This is a genomic window from Streptomyces sp. NPDC047072, assembly GCF_040643855.1.
In the GTDB taxonomy this organism is placed as follows: domain Bacteria; phylum Actinomycetota; class Actinomycetes; order Streptomycetales; family Streptomycetaceae; genus Streptomyces.
This window is the reverse complement of record NZ_JBEYVC010000083.1, coordinates 1-24,231: the sequence shown is the minus strand read 5'-3', so window position 1 is coordinate 24,231 and position 24,231 is coordinate 1. Positions and strand designations below refer to the sequence as shown.

The following is a 24,231-nucleotide window of genomic DNA, read 5'->3' as shown; positions in this document are numbered from 1 at the left end:
TCAGAACTGCAGGGACTTGGTCTGGAGGTACTCGGCGAGCCCGTGCGCGCCGAGTTCGCGGCCCACCCCAGACTGCTTGTAACCGCCGAAGGGGGCGAGGGGGTTGAAGCGGCCGCCGTTGATGTCGACCTGCCCGGTGTCCATCCGGCGGGCGAAGGCGACCGCCTCCGACTCGTCACCGGCCCAGACGGCGCCCGCGAGGCCGTAGACCGTGCCGTTGGCGATGCGCAGGGCGTCCTCCTCGTCCTCGTAGCGCAGGATCGTGAGGACCGGGCCGAAGATCTCCTCCTGGGCGACGGTCATGTCGGGGGTGACGTCGGCGAAGACGGTCGGGGCGACGAAGTAGCCCTGCTCCTGCGGGGATTCGGGACCGCCCGCGACGAGCCGCGCACCCTCGGCCACGCCCTTCTCGATGTAACCCCGCACCCGGGCCTGCTGCTTGGCGTTGACCACGGGCCCGATGCGGTCGCCGTATTTGGCGGCGGCCGCGGCGGCGAGCTCCACGGCCTCGTCGTACTGCTCCCGGTGGACCAGCATCCGGGTCCAGGCACTGCATGTCTGGCCGGAGTTGGACATCACGTTGGCGACCCCGACGTTGACCGCCTTGGCGAGGTCGGCGCTCGGCAGGATGACGTTCGCGGACTTGCCGCCGAGTTCCAGGGCGACCTTCTTCAGGGCCGCGCCCGCCGTGGCGCCGATCCGCCGGCCGACCGCGGAGGAGCCGGTGAAGGAGACCAGGTCGACGCCCGGGTGCTCGGCGAGGGCCTGTCCCGCGACCGGGCCGAGGCCGGTGACGAGGTTGAAGACCCCGGCGGGGATCCCGGCCTCGTGGACCGCCTCGGCGAAGAGCTGGGCGACCAGCGGGGTGTCCTCGGCGGGCTTGAGGACGACCGTGCAGCCCGCGGCGAGGGCCGGGGCGACCTTGGCGACGATCTGGTGCAGCGGGTAGTTCCAGGGCGTGATCGCCGCGACCACGCCGATCGGCTCCTGGTGGACGGTGGAGTTGCCGACCTTCTCCTCGAAGGAGTAGCTCGCGGCCAGCTCCGCGTAGGAGCCGGCGACCGTGATCGGGAGCGCCGCGTGGACGTTCTGCGAGAACTTCAGCGGGGCGCCCAGCTCGGCGGTCACCGTCTCGGCGATCTCGTCCCGGCGGGCGTCCAGGGCGTCCCGGAGGGCGCCGAGGCGGGCGGCCCGGTCGGCGGGGGCGGTCGCGGTCCAGCCCGGGAGGGCGGCGCGGGCGGCCCGTACGGCGCTGTCGACGTCCTCGGCGGTGCCGGCCGGCACCCGCCCGATGACCTGCTCGTCGACCGGGTTCACGACCTCGATCACGTCGGGACTGGCGGCCGAGCGCCACTCTCCGTCGATGTACATGCCGTCGTGCGCCTTCATCGTGCGTCCTCCCGGGCCGGGCGTGGTTGTCGTCCGGCTCACAAACTAGCAATGTTAGTTTTCTGGAGCCAGACGCTAGAGGACCATCAGAAGTCGACGCGGGCCCGGTCGTCCACCCTGGCCACGGCCTCCTGCCCGAACGCCTTCTCGTACGCCCGGCGGACCTCCTCGATCTTCCGGTCGCTCACCGCGGCCGCCGCGACCGGGTACAGCAGGATCAGCTCGTACGACCGCTCCTTCTCGATCGCCCCGCTCGCGTCCCGCCACTGCCCGCGCCCCGTCTGGACGGTGAGCCCGTCCGGGAAGTCCGGGGTGACCTCCCTGTCCACGAAGGCCATGAACTGCCGGTCGGTGACGGCGGGTCCGCCGTCGGGGCGCGCGGTGCCGAAGAAGAGCCGGGTCTCGACGTACGGCGTTCCGCGCTGCGGCGCCTGCGCGATGCCGTCGCTCTCTTCGAGGGTGGCGTAGGCGGTGGGGGCGGCGACGGCGAGGAGGAGGCCGACGGTGGCGAGGATCGCCCGGGTCCGGGTGAGGTGCACGTTCATGTGCCCTGCCTAGCGGGACTCACCGGTACAAGGGCGGTTGCCGCGCTCGGGGTTCACTCCTCCAGGTCCGGAAGTCTCGCGGGCGAGGGACTGATCCGCTCACCGTGTTGATCGAAGACGAAGAGGTGCGCTATGTCGACGAGCAGGGGAACCTGCATGCCCCGGCGCAGGTCGATGTCGGGCGTGGTGCGCACGACGAGGTCGCCCGGCAGTCGAGGGTCCTGCCGCGCCGGCTCCGGCTCGGGCTCGGGAGGTTCGTCCAGGACCACCACCGGCCCCGCCCGCAGCGACGTCGCCCGCTCACGCAGCCGCTCCAGGACCCTCCCCTCACGCCGTCGCCGCCGGTCCGGCCGGGCGACGGGCCGCGGCGCCTCCAGATCGGGTACGACGGCGGGCCGGGACCCGGTGTTGAAGTGGACGAGGACCTCGTGCCCCTGGAACTCCACGTGCTCCACGAGCCCCGTGATCGCCACCTCCCCGGGGCGCGCGGAGGTCGGCTTGGCGATCCGGATCGCCTCCGAGCGCAGCCCGACGATCACCTCGCGCCCCTGCTGCACACGCAGCAACTGGTGGTCCAGGCACAGCGGTTCGGGCAGCCGCAGATACTGCTTGCCGAGGCTGATCGTCATCGCGCCGTCCAGCGGGGCCCGGACCAGGCCGCGCAGCAGGTTGATGCGCGGGATGCCGATGAACGCGGCGACGAAGACGTTGCGGGGCAGCGCGTACACCTCGCGCGGGGTGCCCACCTGTTGCAGGACCCCGCCGCGCAGGACGGCGACCCGGTCGCCGAGGGACATCGCCTCGGCCTGGTCGTGGGTGACGTAGACCGTGGTGACGCCCAACTCCCGGGTGAGGGCGGCGATCTCGGCGCGCAGGTGGTTGCGGAGCTTGGCGTCGAGGTTGGAGAGCGGCTCGTCCATCAGGAACGCGGAGGGGTGGCGGGCGATGGCCCGGCCCATCGCGACGCGCTGGCGTTCACCGCCGGAGAGCTGGCCGGGGTAGCGGTCCAGGAGGTCCTCGATGCCCAGCTTGCGGGCGGTGGCGTCCACGCGCGGCGTGGGGTCCTCGCCGGGGGTCTCGATGCGCAGCGGGAAGCCGATGTTGCCGCGGCCCGTCATGTTCGGGTAGAGCGCGAAGTTCTGGAAGACCATGGCGAGGCGGCGGTCGGCGGGGAGCAGGTCGTTGGCGTACTCGCCGTCGAGTCTCAGCTCGCCCTCGTCGATCTGTTCCAGGCCGGCGATCATCCTGAGCACGGTGGATTTGCCGCAGCCGGACGGGCCGAGCAGGACGAGGAACTCGCCGGGCTCGATGTCCAGGGTCAGCCGGTCCACTACGCGGTTGCCTCGCGTGTAGGCCTTGCTCACGTCGTGCAGAGAGATGGCGCGTGTCATGGCGGTGCCCCCGCGGGCTCACGTGTGTGAGTTACGGAAGTTAACGGATGGTGAGCGCGGCGGGGAAGACGTGTGCGGGGGTCAGTTCGGTGGGGTCTTCGGGTGCGGCGCCGTGGGGGCTTGTCGCGCCCCGCGGCGGAGCCGCAAATCGATACGGCCCCGCGCCCCTGGCTTGGAAACCGTGCCCTTGGTCGTTTGTGCGGGAGAGCGCAGTGCCACCGCTGACGAGAGCAGGAGCAAGGTGCCCAGCATCACGAAGGGCGCTGCCACGCCCGCAACCCCCGCCACCAGACCTGCCGTTGCCGGTGCTGCCACCTGGCCGAGGCGGTTTCCCGTCAGGCGTAGGGCCAGGGCTGTGGAGCGGGCACCCTCCGGGGCTGCCTGGACGACCGTCGTCATCGAGAGGGGCTGGCCTACGCCCAGGCAGAACCCCAGAACCGCCAGCATCAAGCCGAGCACCCACACCGGTACCGGCAGCGCGATGCCGGCGCACAGGACAGCGGCCAGGAGGCACGTCACCGTCAGCAGCAAGGGCCGGCCGAGCAGTCGTAGCAGAGGAGTCAGGACCAGGCGGCAGGCGATCGTCGCACCCGCGCGCACGCTGAGCAGTACGCCGATCACCGACGGCGCGATGCCCCGGTGCTCGCCGACCACCGGGAGGTAGGCGGTGAGGATGTCCGTGGCCGACAGGACCGAGAGGCTGATGAGCATGCCCGCGGGGACGCCCCGGGCACGCAGGATGGAGCCGACCGGGACGCGATCGCCTTGCTCGGTACGGGACTTGGCTGCCGTCCGGTGCTCGATGCGCCACAGCGACGTGAACGCGACCGCCGCCCCCGCACCCGCCACCACCAGTGCCGTCGCGCTCGTGCCCGCCATGTCGTGGCCGCCGATCAGCGCGCCGGCCGCGATCGGCCCGACCAGTTGGCCCAGCGACGCGCCGATCGTGAAGTGGCCGAAGTTGCGGTCCTGTTCGTGCGGCGCGGACTGGCGGGCGACGAGCGACTGGGCGCCGATGACGAAGCAGAGGTGGCCGAGGCCCATCACCCCGCTCCAGATCGCCATCGCCCAGAGGGAGCCCGCGAGTCCGCTCAGCGCGCAGCCTCCGGAGATCAGGATCACGCCGACCGGCAGCAGGGGCGCGCACCGGCCGTGGTCGGTACGGCGGCCCAGCGGTACCGCGGCGAAGAGCGGGAGCAGTGCGTACACACCGGCGATGACACCGATCGCCCGTTCGTCCGCGCCGAGCGCGAGGGCCCGGTAGGAGACGGCGGGCCGGGCCATCGACACCGCCCCCTGCGCGAAGCTGAAGGCGATGACGAGGCGGAGCAGCCAGCCGCGGTTCCCACCGGGCGCCATGTGCGAGTCCTCCGTGGAGAGTTGGTCAGATGATGCCGAAGACGATGCCCGCCCCGAGGATCAACAGGCAGGTGAGCGCGGCCCACTTGACCACGAACCTGGTGTGGTCGCCGAACTCCACCTTGGCCATGCCGACCAGGACGTAGACGGCCGGGACGAGCGGGCTCGACATGTGCAGGGGCTGGCCGACGAGGGAGGCGCGGGCCATCTCCAGCGGGGTGACACCGTGCGCGGCGCCGGCCTCGGCGAGGACCGGCAGGACGCCGAAGTAGAAGCCGTCGTTCGACATGAAGTAGGTGAGCGGGAGGCTCAGCACGCCGGTGACGAGGGCCATGTGCGGGCCCATGCCGCCGGGGATGACGTCCACCATCCAGCGGGCCATGTGGTCGACCATGCCGGTGCCCTGGAGGACGCCGGTGAAGACGGCGGCGGCGAAGACCATGCCGGAGACGTTGAGGACGTTGTCCGCGTGGGCCGCGAGGCGGGCCTTCTGGTCGGGGATGTGCGGGAAGTTCACGGTGAGCGCGAGCGCGGCGCCGAGCAGGAACAGCACCGGGATCGGCAGCCACTCCATGATCATGCAGGTCAGCAGGGCGACCGTGAGCAGCGCGTTGAACCAGTACAGCTTGGGGCGCAGGGTGGGGCGGTTCGGGTCGAGGACCTGGAACCGCTCCTCGTCGCCGTCCTCCTCGGGGGCGTCGGTGCCGGAACCGGATCCGCCGGTGGTCTTGACCGTGCCGGAGGTGCCCGAACCGCCGCCGGCGCCCACGAGGACCGTCTCGGTCTCCTCGACCTTCTCCTCGACCAGCACGTCGCCCAGCGTCAGGGTGCCCAGCCGCTTGCGCTCCCGCATGCCGAGGACGTACGACAGGATGAAGACGCCCAGCAGGCCGACGGCCAGGGCCGGGATCATCGGGACGAAGATGTCGCTGGCGTCGACCTTGAGCGCGGTGGCCGCGCGGGCCGTCGGGCCGCCCCAGGGCAGCGTGTTCATCACGCCGTTGGCCATGGCGGCGACACCGGTCATCACGACCAGGCTCATCTTCAGGCGCTTGTACAGCGGGTACATCGCCGAGACGGTGATCATGAAGGTGGTCGAGCCGTCACCGTCGAGCGAGACGATCGCGGCGAGCACCGCGGTGCCCACGACGATCCGCATCGGGTCGGCCTTGCAGAACTTCAGGATGCCCCGGACGATCGGGTCGAAGAGGCCGACGTCGATCATCACACCGAAGTAGACGATCGCGAACATGAGCATCGCCGCGGTGGGGGCGAGGCTGGTGACGCCTTCGATGACGTAGTCACCGAGCTTGGCGCCCTTCCCGACGAAGACGCAGAACAGTGCCGGGATCAAGACGAGCGCCGCGATCGGCGACATCTTCTTCATCATGATCAGGACCAGGAAGGTCGCGATCATGGCGAAGCCGAGGATGGTCAACATGAGTGGATACCTAACGTTCGCCCTTGAACTCCCACCGGAGTCGGCAGTGCGATGACGTTAGGACCCGTCAAGTGACGTTAACAAGACGTTGACGTGCGAGCAATAAGCGCAAAACTGCTGGTCACGGCTTTGCGATCACTTCGACGGGTACTCCGTTGAGGACCGCGTTGCCTGACAGCGGGTCCAGGAGACTGCCGTCGAGCAGCTGGTTCACGTTGACACCGGGGTCCTGGGCCGCGTGGTTCAGCCGGGTGCCGGGCCGGTTGTGGCCCCAGCCGTGCGGGAGGCTGACCACGCCCGGTCGTACCACGTCGGTGAGTTCCGCCTCGGTGACGACCTCTCCCCCGGCGCCCCTGAGCCGCACCGCGCTCCCGTCCAGCACGCCCAGCCGCTCGGCGTCCTCGGGGTGGATGTGCAGCGTGCAGCGATTGGTGCCGCCGGTGAGGGAAGGGACGTTGTGCATCCAGCTGTTGTTGGAGCGCAGATGCCGGCGGCCGATGAGGACGAGTCCGTCCGCTTTCCGCCTGAGGGCGGCCCGCAGCCGGGGCAGGTCGTCCGCGATCGGCCGCGGGAGCAGCTCGACCTTGCCGCTCGCGGTCTTCAGCGGCTGCGGCAGCCGGGACTCCAACGGCCCGAGGTCGATCCCGTGCGGACGCGCGAGCAGCTTCTCCAGGCTCAGCCCGTCCTGTCGTACGCCGAACCCGTCGCCGTAGGGACCGAGGCGCAGCATCAGGTCGAGCCGCCGCTCGGGGCCGGACTCGCCCGTCAGGAGCGCGGCGAGTTCCCGCGGATCACGGCCGTGGACCGGGGAGTACGGCGTCTTCACGGCCTTGCCGAGGGTCTGCCCTACGACCATGTCGTCGACGGCGGCCGGGTCGGCGCCGTGCATGCCGGTGGCGGCGAGGATCAGCCGGGCGAAGATCTCCGACTCGGCCATCCTGCCGGGCTCAAGGGGGACGGCGGGGCGGTTGTAGCGGACCTGGTTGCGCACGGCGAGGGTGGTGAGGGCGAAGTCGTAGTGCGGGCTCTGGGACGGGGGCGGCGGGGGCAGCACGACGTGGGCGTGGTGCGAGGTCTCGTTGAGGTAGGGGTCGACGCTGACCATGAAGTCCAGGGAGTCCAGGGCCTTGTCGAGGCGGTCGCCGTCGGGGGCGGAGAGCACGGGGTTGGCGGCGATCGCGATCAGGGCGCGGATCGGCTCGCCCTCCGCGGTCGCGGTGTCGATCTCCTCGGCGAGCGCGGAGAGCGGCAACTCGCCCTTGGCCTCGGGGTGTTTGCCGACCCGGGAGTGCCAGCGGCCGAGCGCGAAGCCGTGGCTGGGTCCGGCGGGGCGCGGGGTCCGGTCGGTGGCGGCCTGCGGGAAGAGCGCGCCGCCGGGCCGGTCGAGGTTGCCGGTGAGGATGTTGAGGACGTCGACGAGCCAGCTGGCGAGGGTGCCGTGCGGGACGGTGCAGCTGCCGATGCGGCCGTATACGGCGGCGGTCGGGGCGGCGGCGAGTTCGCGAGCGAGAGTACGCGTCGACGAGGCGTCCACGTCACAGGCGTCGGCGACCGCCTCGGGGGTGAAGTCCCTTACGGCTTCCCGGAGTTCGTCGAGCCCCTGAAGATGAGGGGTCAACTCCCCCGTGTCCACGAGGCCTTCCTCGAAGAGGGTGTACACCATCGCCGCGAGGAGGAGCGCGTCGGTGCCGGGGCGGATCGCGAGGTGGCGGTCGGCGAGCTTCGCGGTGCGGGTGCGGCGCGGGTCGACGACGGTGAGGGTGCCACCGCGGACCTTGAGCGCCTTGAGCTTGCCCGGGAAGTCGGGGGCGGTGCACAGACTCCCGTTGGATTCCAGGGGGTTGGCGCCGAGGAGGAGCAGGTGGTCGGTGCGGTCGAGGTCGGGCACCGGGATGGCGTTCGCGTCGCCGTAGAGCAGTCCGCTGGAGACGTGCTTGGGCATCTGGTCGACGGTGGACGCGGTGAAGACGCTGTGGGTGCCGAGTCCGGCGAGCAGCACCGGCGGGTAGAGACCGCCGGCCACGGTGTGCACGTTGGGGTTGCCGAGGACGACCCCGACGGAGTCGGCGCCGTACCGCTCGACCACGCCCCGGATCCCCGCGGCGACCGCGTCGAAGGCCTCTTCCCAGGTGGCCTCGTGCAGCTCGCCGTCCCGGCGCACGAGCGGGGTCCGCAGCCGGTCGGGGTCGCCGTCGACGGCCCCGAAGGAGGCACCCTTGGGACAGATGAACCCCTTGCTGAACACGTCGTCACGATCACCGCGCGCGCCGGTGACTCGGGTGCCCTCGATGGTGAGGGTCAGCCCACAGGTGGCCTCACACAGCGGGCAGATACGCAGAGCGGTGCGGGACACGGGTCCTCCCGGGGGGCGGCGTTGCCTGGTGCCGCGAGCATACCGACCGGTACGCACGACGGCGAGGGGGTTCCCGCCGGTCAGTCGAACAGGATTACGCCGTTGTCGGTGCCGACGATCAGCTCGCCCTCGGGGCCGACCGCGAGGGAGGTGCAGTACGAGGGGAGGTCGATGGTGTGGAGGACCTCTCCGGAGCGGACCCGGAGGACGGCGACGCGGGGGCCTTCGGCCATGGCGTAGGTGTCGTGGTCCGGGAAGAGGACGACCCGGTCGGGGTAGGGGAGGGGCAGCGCGTGCTCGTGGGTGGAGATCGGCGCGGTGCCGGAGAGGAGGAGGGAACGGGGGACGTACCGGCGGAGCGGGCCGAGCCACCGGAGCCGCCGGGGCCGGGGCGGTGGCGCGCCGGGTGCCCCGAACCGGGTCCGCAGCGCCGCCCAGGGCACGATCGCGGTGCCGTCGTCGCTGACCAGGAGCAGTTCGTCGCCGTCCGGGCCGGGCAGTACGAAGACCGCGAGCAGCCAGGTGTCCGGCACCGGGAGGAGCGCCCAGCGGGCCGCCGCCACGTCGTACACGTGTGCGAAGCCGTCGCCGACGGCCATGACCACCAGCAGCACGCCCCCGCAGTGCACGGCCTGTGGCCGGTAGGCGGCCTCGTGGACCGGGAACCGGTCGGCCAGGGACCGGTCCCCGGTCACGTCGTGCACCCAGACCCGGTCATAGTCTGGACAGGAGACCGACACCAGGGTCGCAGGCCCGCCGCCCTCCCGCAGCACCGTCAGCATCGTGTCCCGGTCGGTGTGCGGCAGCGGCAGGTACCGCGGCGTCCCCTCCGTGGTGACCGGCCCGTCCGGCCCGAAGTCCCAGTACTGGAGCAGTCCGTCGTGGTCGAGGGAGAACAACCGTCCTCCCCCGCCGACCAGATGGACCACCTCGGCCTCCCCCACCGGCCGCAGCCGTCGCACCAGCGTGCCCCGCTCCGCCTCCCGCACCTGGAGCGCCCCGTCCCGGCCGCCCACCACGACGGCGGGTTCCCCGGCGACCGCGAGCGCGGCGACGGCCGTGACCGGACGGACCGCGTCCAGCCCTTCCACCACCCGACGCCCCGCCGGCGCCTCGCGCAGCCGCCAGATCTGTCCCCGGTCGTCCCCGCACAGCAGCCCGTCCTCCGCCAGGTCCAGGGAGACGAGGGGGCGTGGCATCCGCCGCTCCCACCCGTCGTCGTACGAGACGAGCCGCATGTCGAGCCCGCATCCCACCAGCCCGGACGGCGTGTACACGAGCCCCCGCACGGCCCCCCGGTGCCCGGCGTGGGCCGGCCCGAGCGGGTGGCAGGACGGCAGGGTCCACTCCCGCACCGATCCGTCGAGCCCGCCCACGGCGAGCCTTCCGGAGCCGTCGGGGTGCAGGGCGAGGGCGCTGACCCACAGGTCGGCGTCCGGCTGGGGGCCGTAGGCGTACATACGGCCGCTGCTCATGTCCCAGCAGGCCAGCCGCCCGGTGTCGGTGCCGACGACCAGGATGTCCCGGTCGCGCACCCGGCCGGTGGTGAGCGCGGTCGGGATCTCCGGGATGGTGAACTTCTGCTCGGCGCACGGGAGTCCGTCCTTCAGGACCAGGATCCTGACCTGCCCCCGGTATTCGGCGGTGGCGACGAAGTCCCGACCGACGGCGGCGCGATACACCAGCGGGTCCTGCCAGCCGCTCCGGTCGGCAGGGTGCTGGTGGCGCCACAGCTCGTGGGGCCGGTCCAGGTCCCAGCACCGGATCCAGTGGTCCGCGCCGACGCTGACCAGCGCGGGTGCCCCGGACGGCCCCCGGATCTCCCCGACCGCGAGCACCTCGCGCTCATGGGCGGTCAGATACGTGGAGTCCGCCGCGTGCGGGGACGGCCACAGGCGTACGACGCCGTCGGTGCCGCCGACGCAGACCGTGCCGGCGGCCCGGCACAGGGCAGCGGCTTCGTGGTCCCGGACCTGGCCGCCGACGCGGTCGCCGGTGAGGAGGTCGTACACCTGGACGCCTCGGTTGTTGCCCTGGACCGAGACGCAGGGGGTGAGGCCGAGGTCGAAGGTCTCCGCCCGGACGGAGGTGCCCCGGTCGACGCGCAGGGGCAGGCCGATGGGCCGGCCGCTGTCGAGGTCGACGCGGTGCAGTTGGCCGTCGGCCGAGACCACGGCGACGATCCACTGGCGGCCGACCCGGTGTACGGCGATCGAGGCGATCCAGGCGGGGATGTGGAGGAGGGTTCCGACGGGCTCGCCCGTGGTGAGGGAGGTCAGCCGTACGGTGCCGTCGTTCCCTGCGGTGACGAGGAGCCGGCCCAGGGGGTGGCCGTACACCGGGGCCATCTCGGTGACATGGCCCGTGTGGCCGGTGACCGCCTCCTCCTCGGTCTCCCCGCCCAGCGGCCAGTACTGGGTGACTCTGCCGTCTGCGTGGCCCAACAGCAGTCTTCCTACGGGCAGTTCACGGGGTGCAGCACACGCGGTGATGTGCCGGCCGTCGTCCGGGGAGAGCACCCGGACGCAAAGGGCCGTCAACTGGGCGGAGCGCTCCTGCCAGTCGTCGATCTCCCAGGACAACAGCTTTCGGCGGGCCCGGCGGTCGAGCGGTGGGTAGAGCGGGTCGGTGGTGAGCGAGTAGACGAGGAGATGGCCGGTGTCGAAGAGCAGGGCCGCCATACCCGGAGATCCGTCCTGTCCCACGAGCACGGCCAGTTGGTCCGCGAGCACGGGGAGGATCCGATGCGCCGCGTCCAGAGCCGCGTCCGTCGGCAGCAGCCACGTCCGCATCCGGTCCTGCTGCCAGACATGCAGAAGCCGCGCGTAACCGGTGCCCTCCACCCGGCCGTTGTCGAGCACGAGCTGCCGGTCGAACCACAGACCGGCCACGCTGTCGGCCAGTTGGGGAACCCAAGTCAGCGCGCTCGTGTACCAGTCGGCCCGCGCCTGCGAAGCGCGCGTCCTCGAGCCCTGGTCCAGGTCCACCCACCGCCCGCCGCCCCTGTGCACCAGGTCCAGGAACCGCGCCCCGTCCTCCCTCGGCACCACCACCCCGGAGCCGAGCCCTACGCTCATCCCGTCGTACCGCCGATCCCCCTCATGCGGATTCCACGCCGCCCACCGGGCCCGCCAGGGCACCCCCGCCTCCCCCGCATCACACGACTCCGCCAGTTCCTCCGCCTTCCGGCAGACCGCCGCCAGCCGCAGCCGCGCCCTCCCCTCCGGATCCGCTCCGATCCCCGCCCGCTCCCGCAGCACAGGCTCCAGATCCCGCACCGCCTGCCCGGCCCGCCGCCCCTCCCGGGTCCGGAGTCCGGGCAGTGCGCCCAGCAGACGCCCCGGCTCCGCGCCGAGGACGAAGGAGGCGTCCTGGACCAGTGCGTCCAGCACCCCTCCCTCGCCGGCGTGGAGTGCCAAGTACCGTCGCACATAAGGGTGTTCGATTCCCCGCAGGACCTCGGTGACGGTCCGCTGGACGGCGCGGGAATCCCGTCCCTCCCGCAGGTACTCGATGAGGGCCCGGTGGTACACCCGGTACACCGACCCGCCCTCCTCGACGCTCTCCACGACGTACGACCCGGCCGCGTGTCTGAGCCAGACGATGTCCTCGTCGCCGTACTCCCGGCCGGTGAGGGCGGTGGCGATGCGCGGCCACACGCCCGCCCAGGGGAGGCCCGCGCCCTGGGTGTACGCGAGCGGGAGGAGGAGTTCGCGGGCCCGGGAAGCGAGGGGGCCGAGGCGCTGGACGAGGTCGCGTTCCATGGCCTCACCGGGCAGGCGCGGGAGTTCCTCGCGCCAGCGCCGGTCGTGCGGGTCGGGCGGATGGGGGTCGCGGGCGAGGGTGCGGGCGGTGATGCGGGCGACGAGGAAGGAGCGCCCGGCCGCCTCGGCGACGGCTTCGGCGACGGCGTCGAGGAGGCGAGGGTCGGCGGTGCGCAGCAGGGAGCCGGGGGCGCCCAGGAGCTTGCGGGTGTAGGCGCGGACGGCACCGGGGTCGCCGTAGCGGTCGGAGTCGAGGTCGATGCGGGGCGCGTCGGCGGGGAGGCGAGCGGCGATGTGGGGGCGGGCGCCGACGAGGAGGCGGACGGGGAGGCGGCGAGCGGGGTCGGCGAGGGGAGCGACGAGTTCGTCGACGGTCTCGTGGGGGGCCAGGGCCTCGTCGAGGGAGTCGATGAGGACGACGAGGGGGCGGGCGCGGGTCTGGAGGTGGGCGGTGAGGGCGCCCAGGGAGTCGGCGGCGCAGCCGGCTGCGGCGGAGAGGGCGTCCAGCAGTTGCCGGGTGGAGAGGTGGCTCGCGTTGATACGAACGTCGATGTCGTCGGGCCGGGGCAGCACGGACGGCAGTTCCCGGCGGGGTACGGCGGCGGCGCGCTGCGGGTCGGTGAGGACGGCGGCCATGCCGAGCAGCGAGGACTTTCCGGAGCCGGGGTCGCCGGTGACCACGCAGAGGCGTTCCTCGGTGCGGCGCGGGTCGAGCCAGGTGGTGAGGTCCCCCAGGGCGGTGTGGCGGCCGGTGAAGTCCCAGACCTCCTCGGTGGGGACGTCGGTGCCTCGGGCGCGGGGCAGGAAGAAGCCCCGCATGTCCTGTTCCCGGGTGTCGCGTTCGCGGGTGCGGACGGCGACGATCCGGTCGATCTCGTCCAGCTTGAGCCCGTCCGCGTCGGGAAGGTGGCGGGGGTTGGGCAGGAAGGCGGGGATGTCGCCGGTGGCGTGGGTGAGGGACCAGACGGGGCGCTGGGAGGGCGGGACCTCGGGGTCGGCGCTGATGGCGGCCATGACCTGGTCCAGGGCGATCCGGTCGGGCGCGTGCCCGGCGACCGCCTCGCGTCGTACGGCCCGGTCGAAGGCGGCGGCCAGGGCTCCGGTCCAGGTCTCCTCCTTGCGGCGGGACGAGGCGACCAGGACGAGCCCGGTGCCGCCGTGGCCGGTGCCGGGTTCGCGGAAGCGCCGGTCCTCCAGGGCACGGCGCAGGGCTCGGTCGGTGCCCTCCTCGGCATAGCAGGCGTCGATGAGGACGAGCAGGCGTTCGACGGCGGTGTCCTCCCAGAGGTACGACACCAGGTCCTCAGTGGGCAGGGCGGTGCCGCGCAGGTCGCGGGCGTCGCTGTCGTGGAGCAGGAGGTAGTGCCGGCCGCTGTGCTCGGCGGTGACGCCGTGGGCGGCGAGGTAGAGGACGACGTGGTCGTCGGGGCGCCGGTCGGGGTCGGTGGCGAAGGCGCGCAGGGTGGCCGTCAGACGGTCCCGGGTGGGGTTGAGGCCGGGGTCCGCGCCACGGACGTAGCCGAGTCCGAGGCCGCCGAGGAAGAGGTCGTCGATGCGGTGGACGTCGTCGGTGAGTTCGGGGCGTTCGGCCTCGGGGTGGGCGCGGACGTCGGTGACGGCGGTGGTGATGAGGAAGCGCCGCGGCGCGGGCGGCTCAGCCGGGGCCGTAGCCATCGGACACCGCCCGGCCGGTCTGCGGGGTGTTGAGGTAGCGGGTCGCGTCGTGGGCGCGGGCGCCGTTGTGGACGAGGTGGCCGGCGATCCGGTCCCCGAACAGGGGGCGCAGGTCCTTCACGAGGGCGACCACGTCCCCCTCGTCGGCGATGGCCGTCCAGGTGCGCAGGCCGCCCGGCCAGTCGCCGGGTCTGCCGTCGGGGCCCGCTCGGAGCCGGTCGAAGACGAGGTTCCGGATACCGAGCGGGGAGCCCAGGGTCACCAGGGTCCGGACCGGCCACTCGGGGTGGGCGCACAGGGCCTCGTAAGCGACGACGCTGCCGAGCGAGTGTCCGACGAGGACCCGGGTGTCGTCGGTGACGGCGGCGGCGAGCCGTTCCTGTACGGCGTCCCGGACGGCGGGGTCGCACAGGTAGGCGCGGACCTGTCTCAGGTCGAGGACCAGGGCGCGCAGGGCCACGTCGGCGAAGAACCGGGAGCGGCTGAGGGCGTTGAGGGCGCGCTGAGCGGTGCCGGGGACGCGGGCGAGGGTGCGGGCGTCGGGCGGCACGACGGCCGGGTCGGTGCGGGCGGCCTCCGTCCACAGGGCGAGCAGGAGGTGGGTCTCGAAGCCCTCCTGGACGTCGGAGGCGGTCAGGGGCGGATCCAGGACGGAGAGGGTGCGGCCGGGCGGGCGGAACAGGTCGCCGTAGAACGCGCAGCGCAGGTCGTCCGGGCCGAAGGCGGCCTCGGAGCCGGCCCGCGCAAGGCCGTCGGCGAGCGCGGGGTACCAGGAGGCGTGCAGATGCCGCTCCCCCGCGTGCTGGTGCCCGATGCCGTGGACGCCGACCACCCGAGCCATCCGTACCCCCCGTGGACCCCCGTGTCAGTCCAGTACCCGCGCCAGATACGCCCGCAACATCTCCCGCATCTCCTGGATGATCCGCTCGTCTCCCTCGGGGGCCACCCGGAAGGCGAGGTGGACCAGGGTGTCGGCGGTTTCCACGGCGATCAGGAAGGTGCGGCGCAGGTCGTCGTCGGGGGTGCGGTCGAGGTAGCCGGAGAGGAGGTCGGTCAGGCGGTCGGCGACGCGGTGGTTGGGCTCGGCGTGGCGGGCGCCGACCGGGATCTGGTTGCCGAAGTCGACGAGGGAGAAGCCGGGGGCGGTGCGCTTCATGGACAGGTACTCGTCGAGGACGACGTCCATCGCGGTGCGCCAGCCGCCCTCGTCGCCGTCCTCGCCCGTCGCACTGAGGCGTTCGGTGACGCTGGCCGTGAAGCGTTCGAGGTTGCGCTGGGCGAGGGCGTCGGCCATCTGCCGCTTGTTGCCGAAGAACCGGTAGACCGAGCCGATGGGGACGCCGGCCCGCAGGGCGACGGCGCGGGTGCTCAGGGAGTCGTAGCCGACCTCGTCCAGGAGGTCGGCGCAGGCGTCGAGGATTCTGGTCAGCCGTTCGGCACTGCGCCGCTGCACGGGGGCGCGGCGCAGCGAGGTCGCTTGGGGCACGGGCTTCATGATGCCTTTCCGCCGTGGTCCGGTGAAGCCTGCCCTCCGGTACGGGGCAGGAGGCGTGCGGTACTCATCGCCCGCCCTGCGGGCTGTGCGTGGGCTGCAGCTCCGAGGCCGTGACGTCCGCCGTGCTCTCGACCGGGTCGCCGTCCACGGCCCACACCGTGCCGTCGTCGGCGTACAGGCGGGCGGTGACGCGGTGGGTGCCCTGCGGGACGTAGGAGGCCGCGAGGCGGTAGGAGGGGGTGCGCAGGGTGGTGACCGGGCGGTCGTCCACGAGGAGGACGGCGACGCCCCGGCCGGCCACCGCCTTCTCGCCCGCCCCCGCGTCCGAGAAGCGGAAGTCCTTCACGGTCAGCCGGACCGACCAGCTGTCGTCGTCGTTCGGCTGCACCTCTATGCCCACCTCGGGGGCGTTGCCCTTGCCCACCTCGCGGTAGTGGCGCCCCTCGTCGTCGGTGTCGTCGAGCACCTTCCCCACGGGTGTCACCGCCTTGCCACCGCCCCCCTCCTCCGCCCCACCGCTCCCACAACTCGCGACACCGGTCAGCAGGAGGACACAGAGCGCGAGCACGGCAAGAAGTCCCCGCATCCACGACATGAGCTGGAGCGTAGAACACGGGTGCGACACGTCGAATCCCCCTGGAGTCTGGTTTGCATCCTCCTCCCTGAGGAGGTCACGGCGTCGGGGTCGGTTCCGTTCGGCGCCCTCTTGCGAGCCGGAAATCGCATTCCTATGGTGTCCCATAGGAATCGGACGCGAAGGAGCGACCATGAGCGGGGACGCGCGGAAGACCGCCGAGGGCCTGGCCCATCTCCACGGCTTCGGCAACGAACACGCCTCCGAGGCCGTCCCGGGCGCCCTGCCCGACGGCCGCAACTCCCCCCAGCGCGCGCCTCTCGGCCTCTACGCCGAGCAGCTCAGCGGTACGGCCTTCACCGAACCCCGCGCCCACAACCGCCGCTCCTGGCTCTACCGGATCCGCCCCTCGGCCGCGCACCCGCCGTTCACCCACACCCACAACGGCCGGATCCGCACCGCCCCCTTCACCGAGTCCGTCCCCGACCCGAACCGGCTGCGCTGGGACCCGCTCCCGGCGCCCGGCGAGGGGACCGACTTCCTGGCCGGCCTGTGGACCCTCGGCGGCAACGGCGACGCGACCCAGCGCACCGGCATGGCCGTGCACCTCTACCACGCCACCGACTCCATGGACCGCGTCTTCAGCGACGCCGACGGCGAGCTGCTGATCGTCCCGGAGCACGGCGGCCTCCTGCTGCGCACCGAGTTCGGGCTGCTGCATGTGGAGCCGGGACATATCGCGCTGATCCCTCGTGGGGTGCGGTTCCGTGTGGAGCTGCTGGATGCTTCCGCCCGCGGATATGTGTGCGAGAACTACGGAGCCCCCTTCCAGCTCCCCGACCTGGGCCCGATCGGCGCCAACGGCCTCGCCAACGCCCGCGACTTCCGGGCCCCCGTCGCCGCGTACGAGGACGTCGAGGGGCCGGTGGAGGTGGTCAACAAGTTCTGCGGCAACCTGTGGGCGGCCACCTACGACCACTCCCCGCTCGACGTTGTCGCCTGGCACGGCACACATGTGCCGTACGCCTACGACCTGCGCCGTTTCAATGTGCTGGGCTCCATCTCGTACGACCATCCCGACCCGTCGATCTTCACGGTGCTGACGTCCCCGTCCGACACCCCGGGCCTGGCCGGTGTCGACTTCGTGGTCTTCGCGCCGCGCTGGCTGGTCGGTGAGGACACCTTCCGGCCGCCGTACTTCCACCGGAACGTGATGAGCGAGTACATGGGCCTGATCGAGGGCGCCTACGACGCGAAGGCCTCCGGAGAAGGGGGTTTCGTGCCGGGCGGCGGCTCGCTGCACAACATGATGTCGGCGCACGGCCCGGACCGGGAGACCTTCGACGGGGCGAGCGCGGCCGAGCTGAGGCCGCAGAAGGTCGACGACGGCCTCGCCTTCATGTTCGAGACCCGCTGGCCGGTCACCCTCACCGCCCAGGCGGCCCGCGCGGACCATCTGCAACCGCACTACGACGACGTGTGGCGGGGCCTTCAGCGGCACTTCCGCCCGTTGCACTGAGCGATCCGTAAAAGGTACGGATAGCCCCGTGACCTCCTTCGCGCCGGACTCCGTCGTCCTGAACCGCAAGCTGCCGCTCTGGTACCAGGTGTCGCAGTCGCTGCGCGCCTCGATACTCGGCCGCTCGCCGCGGGACCCGCTGCGGCTGCCCACGGAGGAGCAGCTGGCGGGGCACTACGGGGTGAGCGTGCTGACCATGCGGCAGGCGCTGAAGGAGCTGGAGGACGAGGGCCTGATCACCCGGCACCGGCGCCGGGGCACCTTCATCGAGCCGGACGCCCGCCGCGCCAGCCCGGTACGGCTGCTCGGCTCGGTGGACGCGATCGTGGCCCAGCAGTCCGGCATGACGACGGAACTGCTGGAGCACGGCAAGGGCCCGGTGCCGGCCGAACTCGCCGAGTACTACCCGGAGATCGACGAGGTGGCGACGTACCACCGGCTGCGCAGCGACGAGAAGACGGGCGAGCCGACCAACCACGCCCGCAACTACGTCCGTCCGGAGGTGGCCGCCCTCATCGACCCGGCGGACCTGGCGCGTTGGCCGATGACCAAGGTGCTGCGGGACGTGGTCGGGGCGGACATCGGCCGGATCACGGACACCGTCCAGGCCCGCCTCGCCGACCCGGAGACGGCCCGGCTGCTGCACGTCCCGCTGCTCAGCCCGATCCTGCACTACACGGGTGTGACGTACGACCGGGAGGGAAGGGTGCTGGACGCGGCGGTGATCCACTACCGCGGCGACCGGTTCTCCTTCACCGTCACTCTGGACGCCTCATGAGTCCACTGTCCGTAGCAGGTCGTACGATGCCCAGCGTGACGCACGACGACGCTCCGCCGCTGGCGGACCTCATGCCGTGGTCCGTCGCACCGCCGCGGCTCGGCCGGGGGTGGCCGACGGGCCCCGACGCCGCATCCCTCAAGGCCCGCTGGGACGCGCTGACGAAGGCCGAGGGCCCGGACCGGGAGGCCCTGTTCGAGCCGACCCGCTCCCGCACCCTGCGCTCGGCGGTGGGGCAGCTGCCGGGGCAGTCGGGCGGCACCGAGAGGCTGGCGCGCGCCACCGGTCCCTGCCCCGAGCCCGTACGGGTGCTGCACGCGCCCTTCGACGAGCAGTGGCTGATCCCGGACCACCGGCTGATCGACGCGGCCCGCCCCGAGTTGTGGCGGGTGGCGGACGAACACCAGGTGTTCGTCGTGGAGTCGGGGGACGGTCCGGGCCCGGTACTCCTCGCCACATCGGTGCTCCCGCTGCTGCGGCCCGGTCGCATCCGGCCGCTCTTCCGGCGCCCGGGCGGTGCGGAGCCGAACCTGGCGCCGGGTCTTTCCGAGTTCCTGACCGACCGGCTCGGGAGCCCGGTGCGGCCGCTCGACCTTCTCGCCTGGATACTCGCCGCCGTCCGCCCCGACCTCACCGTCCCGCTCACCGCGGATCCCGAACTCTGGGCGCGGGGCGTCGAGTCGGGCCGCCGCACGCTCTGGCTGATGCGCCGCGACGGCGACCGCCCGAAGCTGCCCGGCGGCCGTCGGCCCTACGTCCGCGCCCCGCTGCCCTCCCGCCCGCTGACCGTGGCCTACGACCGCGAGGAGGAGGCCCTGCTGCTCGACGAGGGCCGTATCTCCCCGGTGCCGCCGGAGTCCTGGGACTTCGAGGCGGGCGGAGTCCGGGTCCTGGAGCAGTGGTTCGGCGCACGGGTCGCCGAGCCGGAGCCGGGCACGCTCGCGGCGATCCGCCCGGCGACCTGGCAGCAGGCGTGGACGTCGGAGCTGCTGGAGCTGATCACGGTGTTGGCGCTGCTGGCCGAAGCCTCAGGCGAAGTGGAGCCTCCCGCCAACGAGTTGGCCTCCCCCGTCACCGCGCGCGAGCTGCGCGAGGCCGGCGTACTGCCCGTGCCGGACCCGGCGCGCAGACCGGCGTCCGTCCTGGACGGCCACGAGGAGGGCCCGGAGGGCCAACTCGCCCTGATCTAACGCAAGTCGGGGTCGAACGCGTCCAACACCCGTTCCAACGCGAGCCCGAACACCGCTTCCAGGTCGACGGGTTCACTGTTCTCCGTGAAGGCCGCCGCGAGCCGCGGATACGCGCCCGTGGCCACCTGGCTGCCGAGGTAGGCCATCCGGACCGCGTTCTCCTCCTCCTCGGTCCAGGGGAGGTTGCGGGTGCGCTCGGCGGTGGCGATCTCGTTGCCGGTGTACGTCGTCACCACGCCGTTGAGAAGCGCGACCAGCTCCATCTTGACGCTGTAGGGCTGGGCGAGCGGCTCCAGGCAGTGCAGACAGTGCTCCAGGTAGCGCAGGGTGTGCGGGCTGAAGCCGTACACCCCGGAGATCAGGCGGGGCACCCAGGTGTGGCGGAGCATGATCGCGCGCGTCTGGAGTGCGTTGTAGCGCATGTCGGCGCGCCAGTCCCCCGTGGGCTCCCGGATCTCGTGCTCGGCGCCGATCGCGTCGATCATCAGCTCGTACAGGTCCTCCTTGCGGGGGACGTAGTTGTACAGCGACATCGTCCCGCAGCCCAGCTCGGCCGCGACATGGCGCATCGACACGGCCTCCAGACCCCCGGCGTCGGCGAGCCGCACCGCGGCGGCCGCGATGTCGGCGCGGGTGAACGCCGGTCTCGGACCCCGGCCCGCGCGCTCGGGGCGGGCCCAGATCACTTCGGGTACGGCCGCTCGGCCTGCCATCGATCATCACCTCGGACACCATCCTAGTTACGTACAGCGTACGTAGTGCGCTATGGTCGACCCATGATTTCTACGTACGCTGTACTTAGTGAGGGTCTGGAGAAGCGGTTCGGTGCCATCCACGCCCTGCGCGGCCTGGATCTGGCGGTCGAGCGGGGCGCGGTCTGCGGCATCCTCGGCCCCAACGGCGCGGGCAAGACGACGGCCGTCCGGCTGTTGACCACGCTGCTGCGCCCGGACGCCGGGTCGGCCAGGGTCGCGGGGCACGACCTGGTCCGCGAGCCGGAGGCGGTACGGCGGTCCATCGCCGTCACCGGGCAGTACGCGTCGGTCGACGGGGACCTGACCGGGCGGCAGAACCTGCGGCTGTTCGCCCGGCTGCACCGGGTGCGGGGGCCGGCGGAGCGGGCCGCCGAACTGCTCGACCGCTTCGGGCTGACCGAGGCCGCCGACCGGCGTGCGTCCACCTATTCCGGCGGGATGCGCCGCCGTCTCGACCTCGCCGCGAGCCTGGTCCGCCGCCCGGAGATCCTCTTCCTCGACGAGCCGACGACCGGGCTGGACCCCGCGAGCCGCAACGACATCTGGGGCGCGGTCCGCGCGCTGAAGGAGGAGGGCACGACGGTCCTGCTGACCACGCAGTACCTGGAGGAGGCCGACCAACTCGCCGACCACATCGCCCTGGTGGACCAGGGGCAGGTCGCGCGCACGGGCTCACCGTCCCAGCTCAAGGCGGTCGTCGGGACGTACGTCGAGGCGGTTGTCGCCGACCCGGACCTCCTGGTGAAGGCCGCGGACGTGCTCGACCAACTGACCGGCGGCGAGCCGGTGTTCGACCACGAGCGCGGATCGGTCGGCGCGGTCACCCGGGACACGACCCTCACGCTCCCGCGTGTGGTGCGTGAACTGGACGCGGCGGGCGTGCCGTTGCTCGACGCGAGCATCCGCCCGCCGACCCTCGACGACGTCTTCCTCCGGCTCACCAAGGAGCGTGCAGCATGAGCATGTTGACCCACGCCCACGACAGCACGGCCATGCTCGGACGTCAGCTGCGGCGGGTGCGCAACACCCCGGGCCTGCTGATCCTGACCCAGACCATGCCGATCACCATGCTGCTGTTCTTCGGCTACGTCTTCGGCAGCGCGCTGGCGATGCCGGGCGCCCAGTACCGGTCCTTCCTGGTGCCGGGGCTGCTGGTGGCGACGGCGGCGAACGGGATCATGACCGGGATGTTCCAGGCCGCCCAGGACGTCCACCGGGGCGTGACGGACCGGCTGCGCACGCTGCCGGTCAGCCGGGCCGCCGTACCGCTCGGACAGGCGGTCGCGGATGTGCTGGTCACGGCGGCCGGCATGGTGCCGTTCCTGCTCGTGGGGCTCGCGGTGGGCTGGCGGGTCGAGGGGGCCGCGCTCGAAGCGGCGGGCGCGGTGGGCCTGTTGCTGCTGTTCCGGTTCGCCACCACCTGGATCGGTATCTTCCTGGGGCTGCTCACCGGGAGCGAGGAGGCGGCCGGTCAGCTGGGCGGGGCGACCTTCGTGCTGCCGCTGCTGTCGAACGCGTACATCCCGACCGAGGGCCTGCCGGGCTGGCTGCGCACGGTCGCGGAGTGGAATCCGATCAGCGCGGTGACCACGGCCCTGCGGGAGCTGTTCGGCAACGCGCCCGTGCCTCAGGGCGCGGCCTGGCCGGTGGCGCATCCGGTGGCCGGGTCGCTGATCTGGTGTGCGGTACTGCTGGCGGTGTTCGCTCCGCTCGCCGTACGGACATACGCGCACGGCGAGCGGTGATCACGCCGCCGGGTCAACGGACGTGATGCACACGGGTGTTGCGGGCGGGGAGGGAGCGGTACGTGCGCAGCACCGAGCTGCCGGCGGTGGACCGGCCGAGCGGGGCGCCCGGGCCGGTGGGCCCGGTCGAGCCGTAGGGCTCAGCGCCCGCCGAACAGCGAACGGCGCAGCCGGCGCAGCGGCGCGAACAGCGAGACACGGCGTACGCGGGCGCCCCGGTCGCTGCGCTCCTGCTTCGTGGTGTCCCGCGCGGTCAGCTCACGCATCAGTGACGTCGCCTCGGCCGCCTCCCGCTGTGGGACCGCGGGTCCCGACAGCACCGAGAGATGGCGGTCGAGGCGCGAACTGGTCGCGCTGCTGCCGCAGGTGATCGCAGGGACCCTCGCCCTGCGCACTGCTATCTGTTCCATGTCACTCCCCACCCGTACGAGTCCACCCGGCCCGGGCAGGTTAACCCTATCGCCCCGCCGGGGCACACGTGTATCGGCGTCACAGGATTCACCTTCCCCGTAAGGGTGTTGACGACCCCTCTTTGATTACTCTCCGAATCCAACCGATTTCAGGGCGAGTTGGACAATCGGCTGGCTTGTGGGCTGCGGAGAGCCACCATCGGGCTCGACGGTCACAGCGAGTGATGTTGCGGACTTGTCGAGACCCGTCGCGACCAAGGGCGTGTCGGCGCTGAAGAGCCCGAGGGAGCGCGGTTGCTCGTCGGGGCGCATGAGCCATAGTTGGCGCACCCTGCCGCTCGGTGGCGCGCTGTACCCGCTCAGGGTGACCACCGCGCGCCCCTCCGATGCGGAGGCGACCACTCCGATGGTGTGGCCCTGGGCGTCCTGACCGCGGGTCGCGAGCGCGTCCGAGGCCTGGAGAACGTGGGCGATCTCACTGGCCTGGGCCTTCTGCGCGTCCAGTTCGTCCTGGGTCCGGTTGGCCTGGACGGCGAAGAGCGAGGCGACGACCAGCGCCGCGGCCGCGGTGGCCGTCGCGAAGGGCGCGAACAGCGGACGCCGCTGCCGCTTCCTGGGCGGCGGCTGGACCCCCCACACATGGGGCGGCAGCTGCGACTTGCGCGCCCGGACCGGCTCCGGCCGCCGGACGGACTCCCGCCCCCAGTCGGACGCCCGCTGCGGCGACTGCTCCTGGGGCGTCGCGCGGACGGCGGCGAGGACCCGGTCGCGCATCGCGGGCGGCGCGGGGGCGGCGGCCGACCAGGCGAGCCGTACGGCGTCCTCGGCCAGCGTGCGCACCTCCGCCGGACAGCTGTCGCACTCCTTGAGGTGCTTCTCGAAGCGGGCCCGCTCGGCGGGCTCCAGCGCGTCGAGGGCGTACGGGGCCGCGAGGGAGTGGAGGTCTTCTCGGCGGAACAGACTCACGCCACACCTCCCAGGCACTCCCGCAAGCGGGTCAGTCCGTCACGCATCCGCGTCTTCACCGTCCCCAGCGGCAGCGAGAGCCGCTCGGCCACTTCACGGTACGTGTAGCCGTCGTAGTAGGCGAGGGTCACCGACTGCCGCTGGAGTTCGGTGAGCCGCTCCAGGCAGCGGCGCACCCACTCGCGCTCCAGGCCCGCCTCCACCTCCTCGGTCACATGGTCGAAGGCGGGGTGGTGCGCCCGGCGTGCCTCGCGCTGCTCGCGCTCGCCGGCCGCGCGGGCGCTGCGCACCCGGTCGACGGCCCGGCGGTGGGCGAGGGTGAGGATCCAGGACAGGGCACTGCCCTTGCGGGGGTCGAACCGCGCGGCGGAGCGCCAGAGTTCGAGCAGCACCTCCTGCGACACCTCCTCGGACTGCGCCGGATCGCGCACCACACGCCGTACCAGGCCGAACACCGGCCCGGCCACGAGCCCGTAGAGCTCCTCGAACGCGTTCTGGTCCCCGCCCGCCACGAGCACCAGAAGCTCATCAGCCTCCAACTCGCCGCCCCCTCCCGCAAAGCCGCACCTGGGCCGTCCCGTCCCACGTGGTATTCGCAACGCACACACCTCCGGATGGGGTTGAGCCTGTGTCATCTTCCCGGCCGGATCAGCGCGCGTCGTCTGGGGCGTGCGATCGCAAGGCGCCGGAGCGCCCGCGTGGCGGAGTCACGCGGGCGTTTCGGCTGCGCACCGAGCCCATGACGACGAGGGCGCCGATCTGGGCGGTCCCGGCGAGCAGCACCGCGCGCACCCGCCCCACGAGCGCGACGAGCCGGCCGCTTTAATGGGCGAACAGCCCAACCCTTGGGACCGACTCCAGCCCCAGGATGCGACAAGCCGAC

19 protein-coding genes and 1 rRNA gene are annotated in these 24,231 nt (G+C 72.3%); 5 read left to right on the top strand and 15 right to left on the bottom strand.

Going from position 1 to position 24,231, the window contains the following annotated elements:
- The 10 genes from ABZ896_RS29890 to ABZ896_RS29845 all read right to left on the bottom strand — a co-directional run bounded on the left by ABZ896_RS29890 (position 1) and on the right by ABZ896_RS29845 (position 16,006).
- Positions 1 to 1,389 carry an aldehyde dehydrogenase family protein gene (locus tag ABZ896_RS29890; protein ID WP_360935906.1) on the bottom strand — a complete coding sequence of 463 codons (1,389 nt, stop codon included), beginning with the start codon at positions 1,387 to 1,389 and terminating at the stop codon, positions 1 to 3.
- Positions 1,390 to 1,475: 86 nt separating this feature from the next.
- The gene (locus ABZ896_RS29885) at positions 1,476 to 1,934 is read right to left on the bottom strand and encodes a DUF3574 domain-containing protein (protein ID WP_360935903.1); all 459 of its coding nucleotides are present in this window, start codon (positions 1,932 to 1,934) and stop codon (positions 1,476 to 1,478) included.
- 53 nt (positions 1,935 to 1,987) lie between these two features.
- Complete coding sequence (locus ABZ896_RS29880) at positions 1,988 to 3,325, bottom strand: ABC transporter ATP-binding protein (RefSeq protein WP_360935900.1); 1,338 nt, start codon at positions 3,323 to 3,325, stop codon at positions 1,988 to 1,990.
- Positions 3,326 to 3,406: 81 nt separating this feature from the next.
- Entirely contained in the window at positions 3,407 to 4,684 is a 1,278-nt protein-coding gene (locus ABZ896_RS29875) for an MFS transporter (RefSeq protein ID WP_360935897.1), read from the bottom strand.
- 25 nt (positions 4,685 to 4,709) lie between these two features.
- The gene (locus ABZ896_RS29870) at positions 4,710 to 6,125 is read right to left on the bottom strand and encodes a citrate:proton symporter (protein WP_360935894.1); all 1,416 of its coding nucleotides are present in this window, start codon (positions 6,123 to 6,125) and stop codon (positions 4,710 to 4,712) included.
- Positions 6,126 to 6,246: 121 nt separating this feature from the next.
- Positions 6,247 to 8,478 carry a molybdopterin oxidoreductase family protein gene (locus ABZ896_RS29865; RefSeq protein WP_360935891.1) on the bottom strand — a complete coding sequence of 744 codons (2,232 nt, stop codon included), beginning with the start codon at positions 8,476 to 8,478 and terminating at the stop codon, positions 6,247 to 6,249.
- An 80-nt stretch (positions 8,479 to 8,558) separates the two neighbouring features.
- Positions 8,559 to 13,916, bottom strand: coding sequence for a caspase family protein (locus ABZ896_RS29860; protein ID WP_360935888.1), 5,358 nt, complete (start codon positions 13,914 to 13,916; stop codon positions 8,559 to 8,561).
- A complete protein-coding gene (locus ABZ896_RS29855; protein ID WP_360935885.1) occupies positions 13,897 to 14,757 on the bottom strand; it encodes a hypothetical protein in 861 nt (286 codons plus the stop codon). Before ABZ896_RS29855 ends, ABZ896_RS29860 begins: the two co-directional genes overlap by 20 nt.
- Before the next feature lie 24 nt (positions 14,758 to 14,781).
- On the bottom strand, positions 14,782 to 15,411 hold the full coding sequence (locus ABZ896_RS29850) for a TetR/AcrR family transcriptional regulator (RefSeq protein WP_360935882.1): 630 nt from the start codon (positions 15,409 to 15,411) through the stop codon (positions 14,782 to 14,784).
- 64 nt (positions 15,412 to 15,475) lie between these two features.
- The gene (locus ABZ896_RS29845) at positions 15,476 to 16,006 is read right to left on the bottom strand and encodes a hypothetical protein (protein WP_360935879.1); all 531 of its coding nucleotides are present in this window, start codon (positions 16,004 to 16,006) and stop codon (positions 15,476 to 15,478) included.
- A 172-nt stretch (positions 16,007 to 16,178) separates the two neighbouring features.
- Between ABZ896_RS29845 and hmgA the strand changes: the two genes are divergently transcribed.
- The 3 genes from hmgA to ABZ896_RS29830 are packed head-to-tail and all read left to right on the top strand — an operon-like array spanning position 16,179 to position 19,472.
- Positions 16,179 to 17,504: a homogentisate 1,2-dioxygenase gene (hmgA, locus tag ABZ896_RS29840; protein WP_360935876.1), complete on the top strand. Its 1,326-nt coding sequence runs from the start codon at positions 16,179 to 16,181 to the stop codon at positions 17,502 to 17,504.
- A 28-nt stretch (positions 17,505 to 17,532) separates the two neighbouring features.
- Positions 17,533 to 18,282, top strand: a complete 750-nt coding sequence (locus tag ABZ896_RS29835; protein ID WP_360935873.1) for a GntR family transcriptional regulator — start codon at positions 17,533 to 17,535, stop codon at positions 18,280 to 18,282.
- 26 nt (positions 18,283 to 18,308) lie between these two features.
- Positions 18,309 to 19,472 (top strand): type ISP restriction/modification enzyme, encoded by a 1,164-nt coding sequence (locus ABZ896_RS29830; protein ID WP_360935870.1) that lies wholly within the window; start codon positions 18,309 to 18,311, stop codon positions 19,470 to 19,472.
- Here ABZ896_RS29830 and ABZ896_RS29825 read toward each other — a convergent pair.
- Positions 19,469 to 20,185, bottom strand: coding sequence for a TetR/AcrR family transcriptional regulator (locus tag ABZ896_RS29825; protein WP_360935867.1), 717 nt, complete (start codon positions 20,183 to 20,185; stop codon positions 19,469 to 19,471). The genes ABZ896_RS29830 and ABZ896_RS29825 overlap by 4 nt on opposite strands.
- A 63-nt stretch (positions 20,186 to 20,248) precedes the next feature.
- Here ABZ896_RS29825 and ABZ896_RS29820 point away from each other — a divergent pair, with 63 nt between their 5' ends.
- Positions 20,249 to 21,187, top strand: a complete 939-nt coding sequence (locus ABZ896_RS29820; RefSeq protein WP_360935864.1) for an ATP-binding cassette domain-containing protein — start codon at positions 20,249 to 20,251, stop codon at positions 21,185 to 21,187.
- On the top strand, positions 21,184 to 21,972 hold the full coding sequence (locus ABZ896_RS29815; RefSeq protein ID WP_360935861.1) for an ABC transporter permease: 789 nt from the start codon (positions 21,184 to 21,186) through the stop codon (positions 21,970 to 21,972). The genes ABZ896_RS29820 and ABZ896_RS29815 overlap by 4 nt, the downstream gene beginning before the upstream one ends.
- A 140-nt stretch (positions 21,973 to 22,112) precedes the next feature.
- Here ABZ896_RS29815 and ABZ896_RS29810 read toward each other — a convergent pair whose 3' ends face one another.
- From ABZ896_RS29810 to ABZ896_RS29795, 4 genes are all read right to left on the bottom strand, one after another.
- The gene (locus ABZ896_RS29810) at positions 22,113 to 22,382 is read right to left on the bottom strand and encodes a hypothetical protein (RefSeq protein ID WP_059207754.1); all 270 of its coding nucleotides are present in this window, start codon (positions 22,380 to 22,382) and stop codon (positions 22,113 to 22,115) included.
- Between the two features lie 126 nt (positions 22,383 to 22,508).
- The gene (locus tag ABZ896_RS29805) at positions 22,509 to 23,348 is read right to left on the bottom strand and encodes an anti-sigma factor (protein ID WP_360935858.1); all 840 of its coding nucleotides are present in this window, start codon (positions 23,346 to 23,348) and stop codon (positions 22,509 to 22,511) included.
- On the bottom strand, positions 23,345 to 23,887 hold the full coding sequence (locus ABZ896_RS29800) for a sigma-70 family RNA polymerase sigma factor (RefSeq protein WP_360935855.1): 543 nt from the start codon (positions 23,885 to 23,887) through the stop codon (positions 23,345 to 23,347). The genes ABZ896_RS29805 and ABZ896_RS29800 overlap by 4 nt, the downstream gene beginning before the upstream one ends.
- A 244-nt stretch (positions 23,888 to 24,131) precedes the next feature.
- Positions 24,132 to 24,231: ribosomal RNA gene (locus ABZ896_RS29795) — 23S ribosomal RNA — on the bottom strand; the annotation flags it as partial.

What these genes read in the sequence shown, in the direction of transcription:
- hmgA (WP_360935876.1), top strand. Translation starts at nt 16,179, where the DNA reads ATGAGCGGGGACGCGCGGAAGACCGCCGAGGGCCTGGCCCATCTCCAC.
- ABZ896_RS29815 (WP_360935861.1), top strand. Translation starts at nt 21,184, where the DNA reads ATGAGCATGTTGACCCACGCCCACGACAGCACGGCCATGCTCGGACGT.
- ABZ896_RS29845 (WP_360935879.1), bottom strand. Translation starts at nt 16,006, where the DNA reads ATGTCGTGGATGCGGGGACTTCTTGCCGTGCTCGCGCTCTGTGTCCTC.
- ABZ896_RS29885 (WP_360935903.1), bottom strand. Translation starts at nt 1,934, where the DNA reads ATGAACGTGCACCTCACCCGGACCCGGGCGATCCTCGCCACCGTCGGC.
- ABZ896_RS29855 (WP_360935885.1), bottom strand. Translation starts at nt 14,757, where the DNA reads ATGGCTCGGGTGGTCGGCGTCCACGGCATCGGGCACCAGCACGCGGGG.
- ABZ896_RS29875 (WP_360935897.1), bottom strand. Translation starts at nt 4,684, where the DNA reads ATGGCGCCCGGTGGGAACCGCGGCTGGCTGCTCCGCCTCGTCATCGCC.
- ABZ896_RS29850 (WP_360935882.1), bottom strand. Translation starts at nt 15,411, where the DNA reads ATGAAGCCCGTGCCCCAAGCGACCTCGCTGCGCCGCGCCCCCGTGCAG.
- ABZ896_RS29860 (WP_360935888.1), bottom strand. Translation starts at nt 13,916, where the DNA reads ATGGCTACGGCCCCGGCTGAGCCGCCCGCGCCGCGGCGCTTCCTCATC.
- ABZ896_RS29810 (WP_059207754.1), bottom strand. Translation starts at nt 22,382, where the DNA reads ATGGAACAGATAGCAGTGCGCAGGGCGAGGGTCCCTGCGATCACCTGC.
- ABZ896_RS29825 (WP_360935867.1), bottom strand. Translation starts at nt 20,185, where the DNA reads ATGGCAGGCCGAGCGGCCGTACCCGAAGTGATCTGGGCCCGCCCCGAG.
- ABZ896_RS29870 (WP_360935894.1), bottom strand. Translation starts at nt 6,125, where the DNA reads ATGTTGACCATCCTCGGCTTCGCCATGATCGCGACCTTCCTGGTCCTG.
- ABZ896_RS29880 (WP_360935900.1), bottom strand. Translation starts at nt 3,325, where the DNA reads ATGACACGCGCCATCTCTCTGCACGACGTGAGCAAGGCCTACACGCGA.
- ABZ896_RS29890 (WP_360935906.1), bottom strand. Translation starts at nt 1,389, where the DNA reads ATGAAGGCGCACGACGGCATGTACATCGACGGAGAGTGGCGCTCGGCC.
- ABZ896_RS29820 (WP_360935864.1), top strand. Translation starts at nt 20,249, where the DNA reads ATGATTTCTACGTACGCTGTACTTAGTGAGGGTCTGGAGAAGCGGTTC.
- ABZ896_RS29830 (WP_360935870.1), top strand. Translation starts at nt 18,309, where the DNA reads ATGCCCAGCGTGACGCACGACGACGCTCCGCCGCTGGCGGACCTCATG.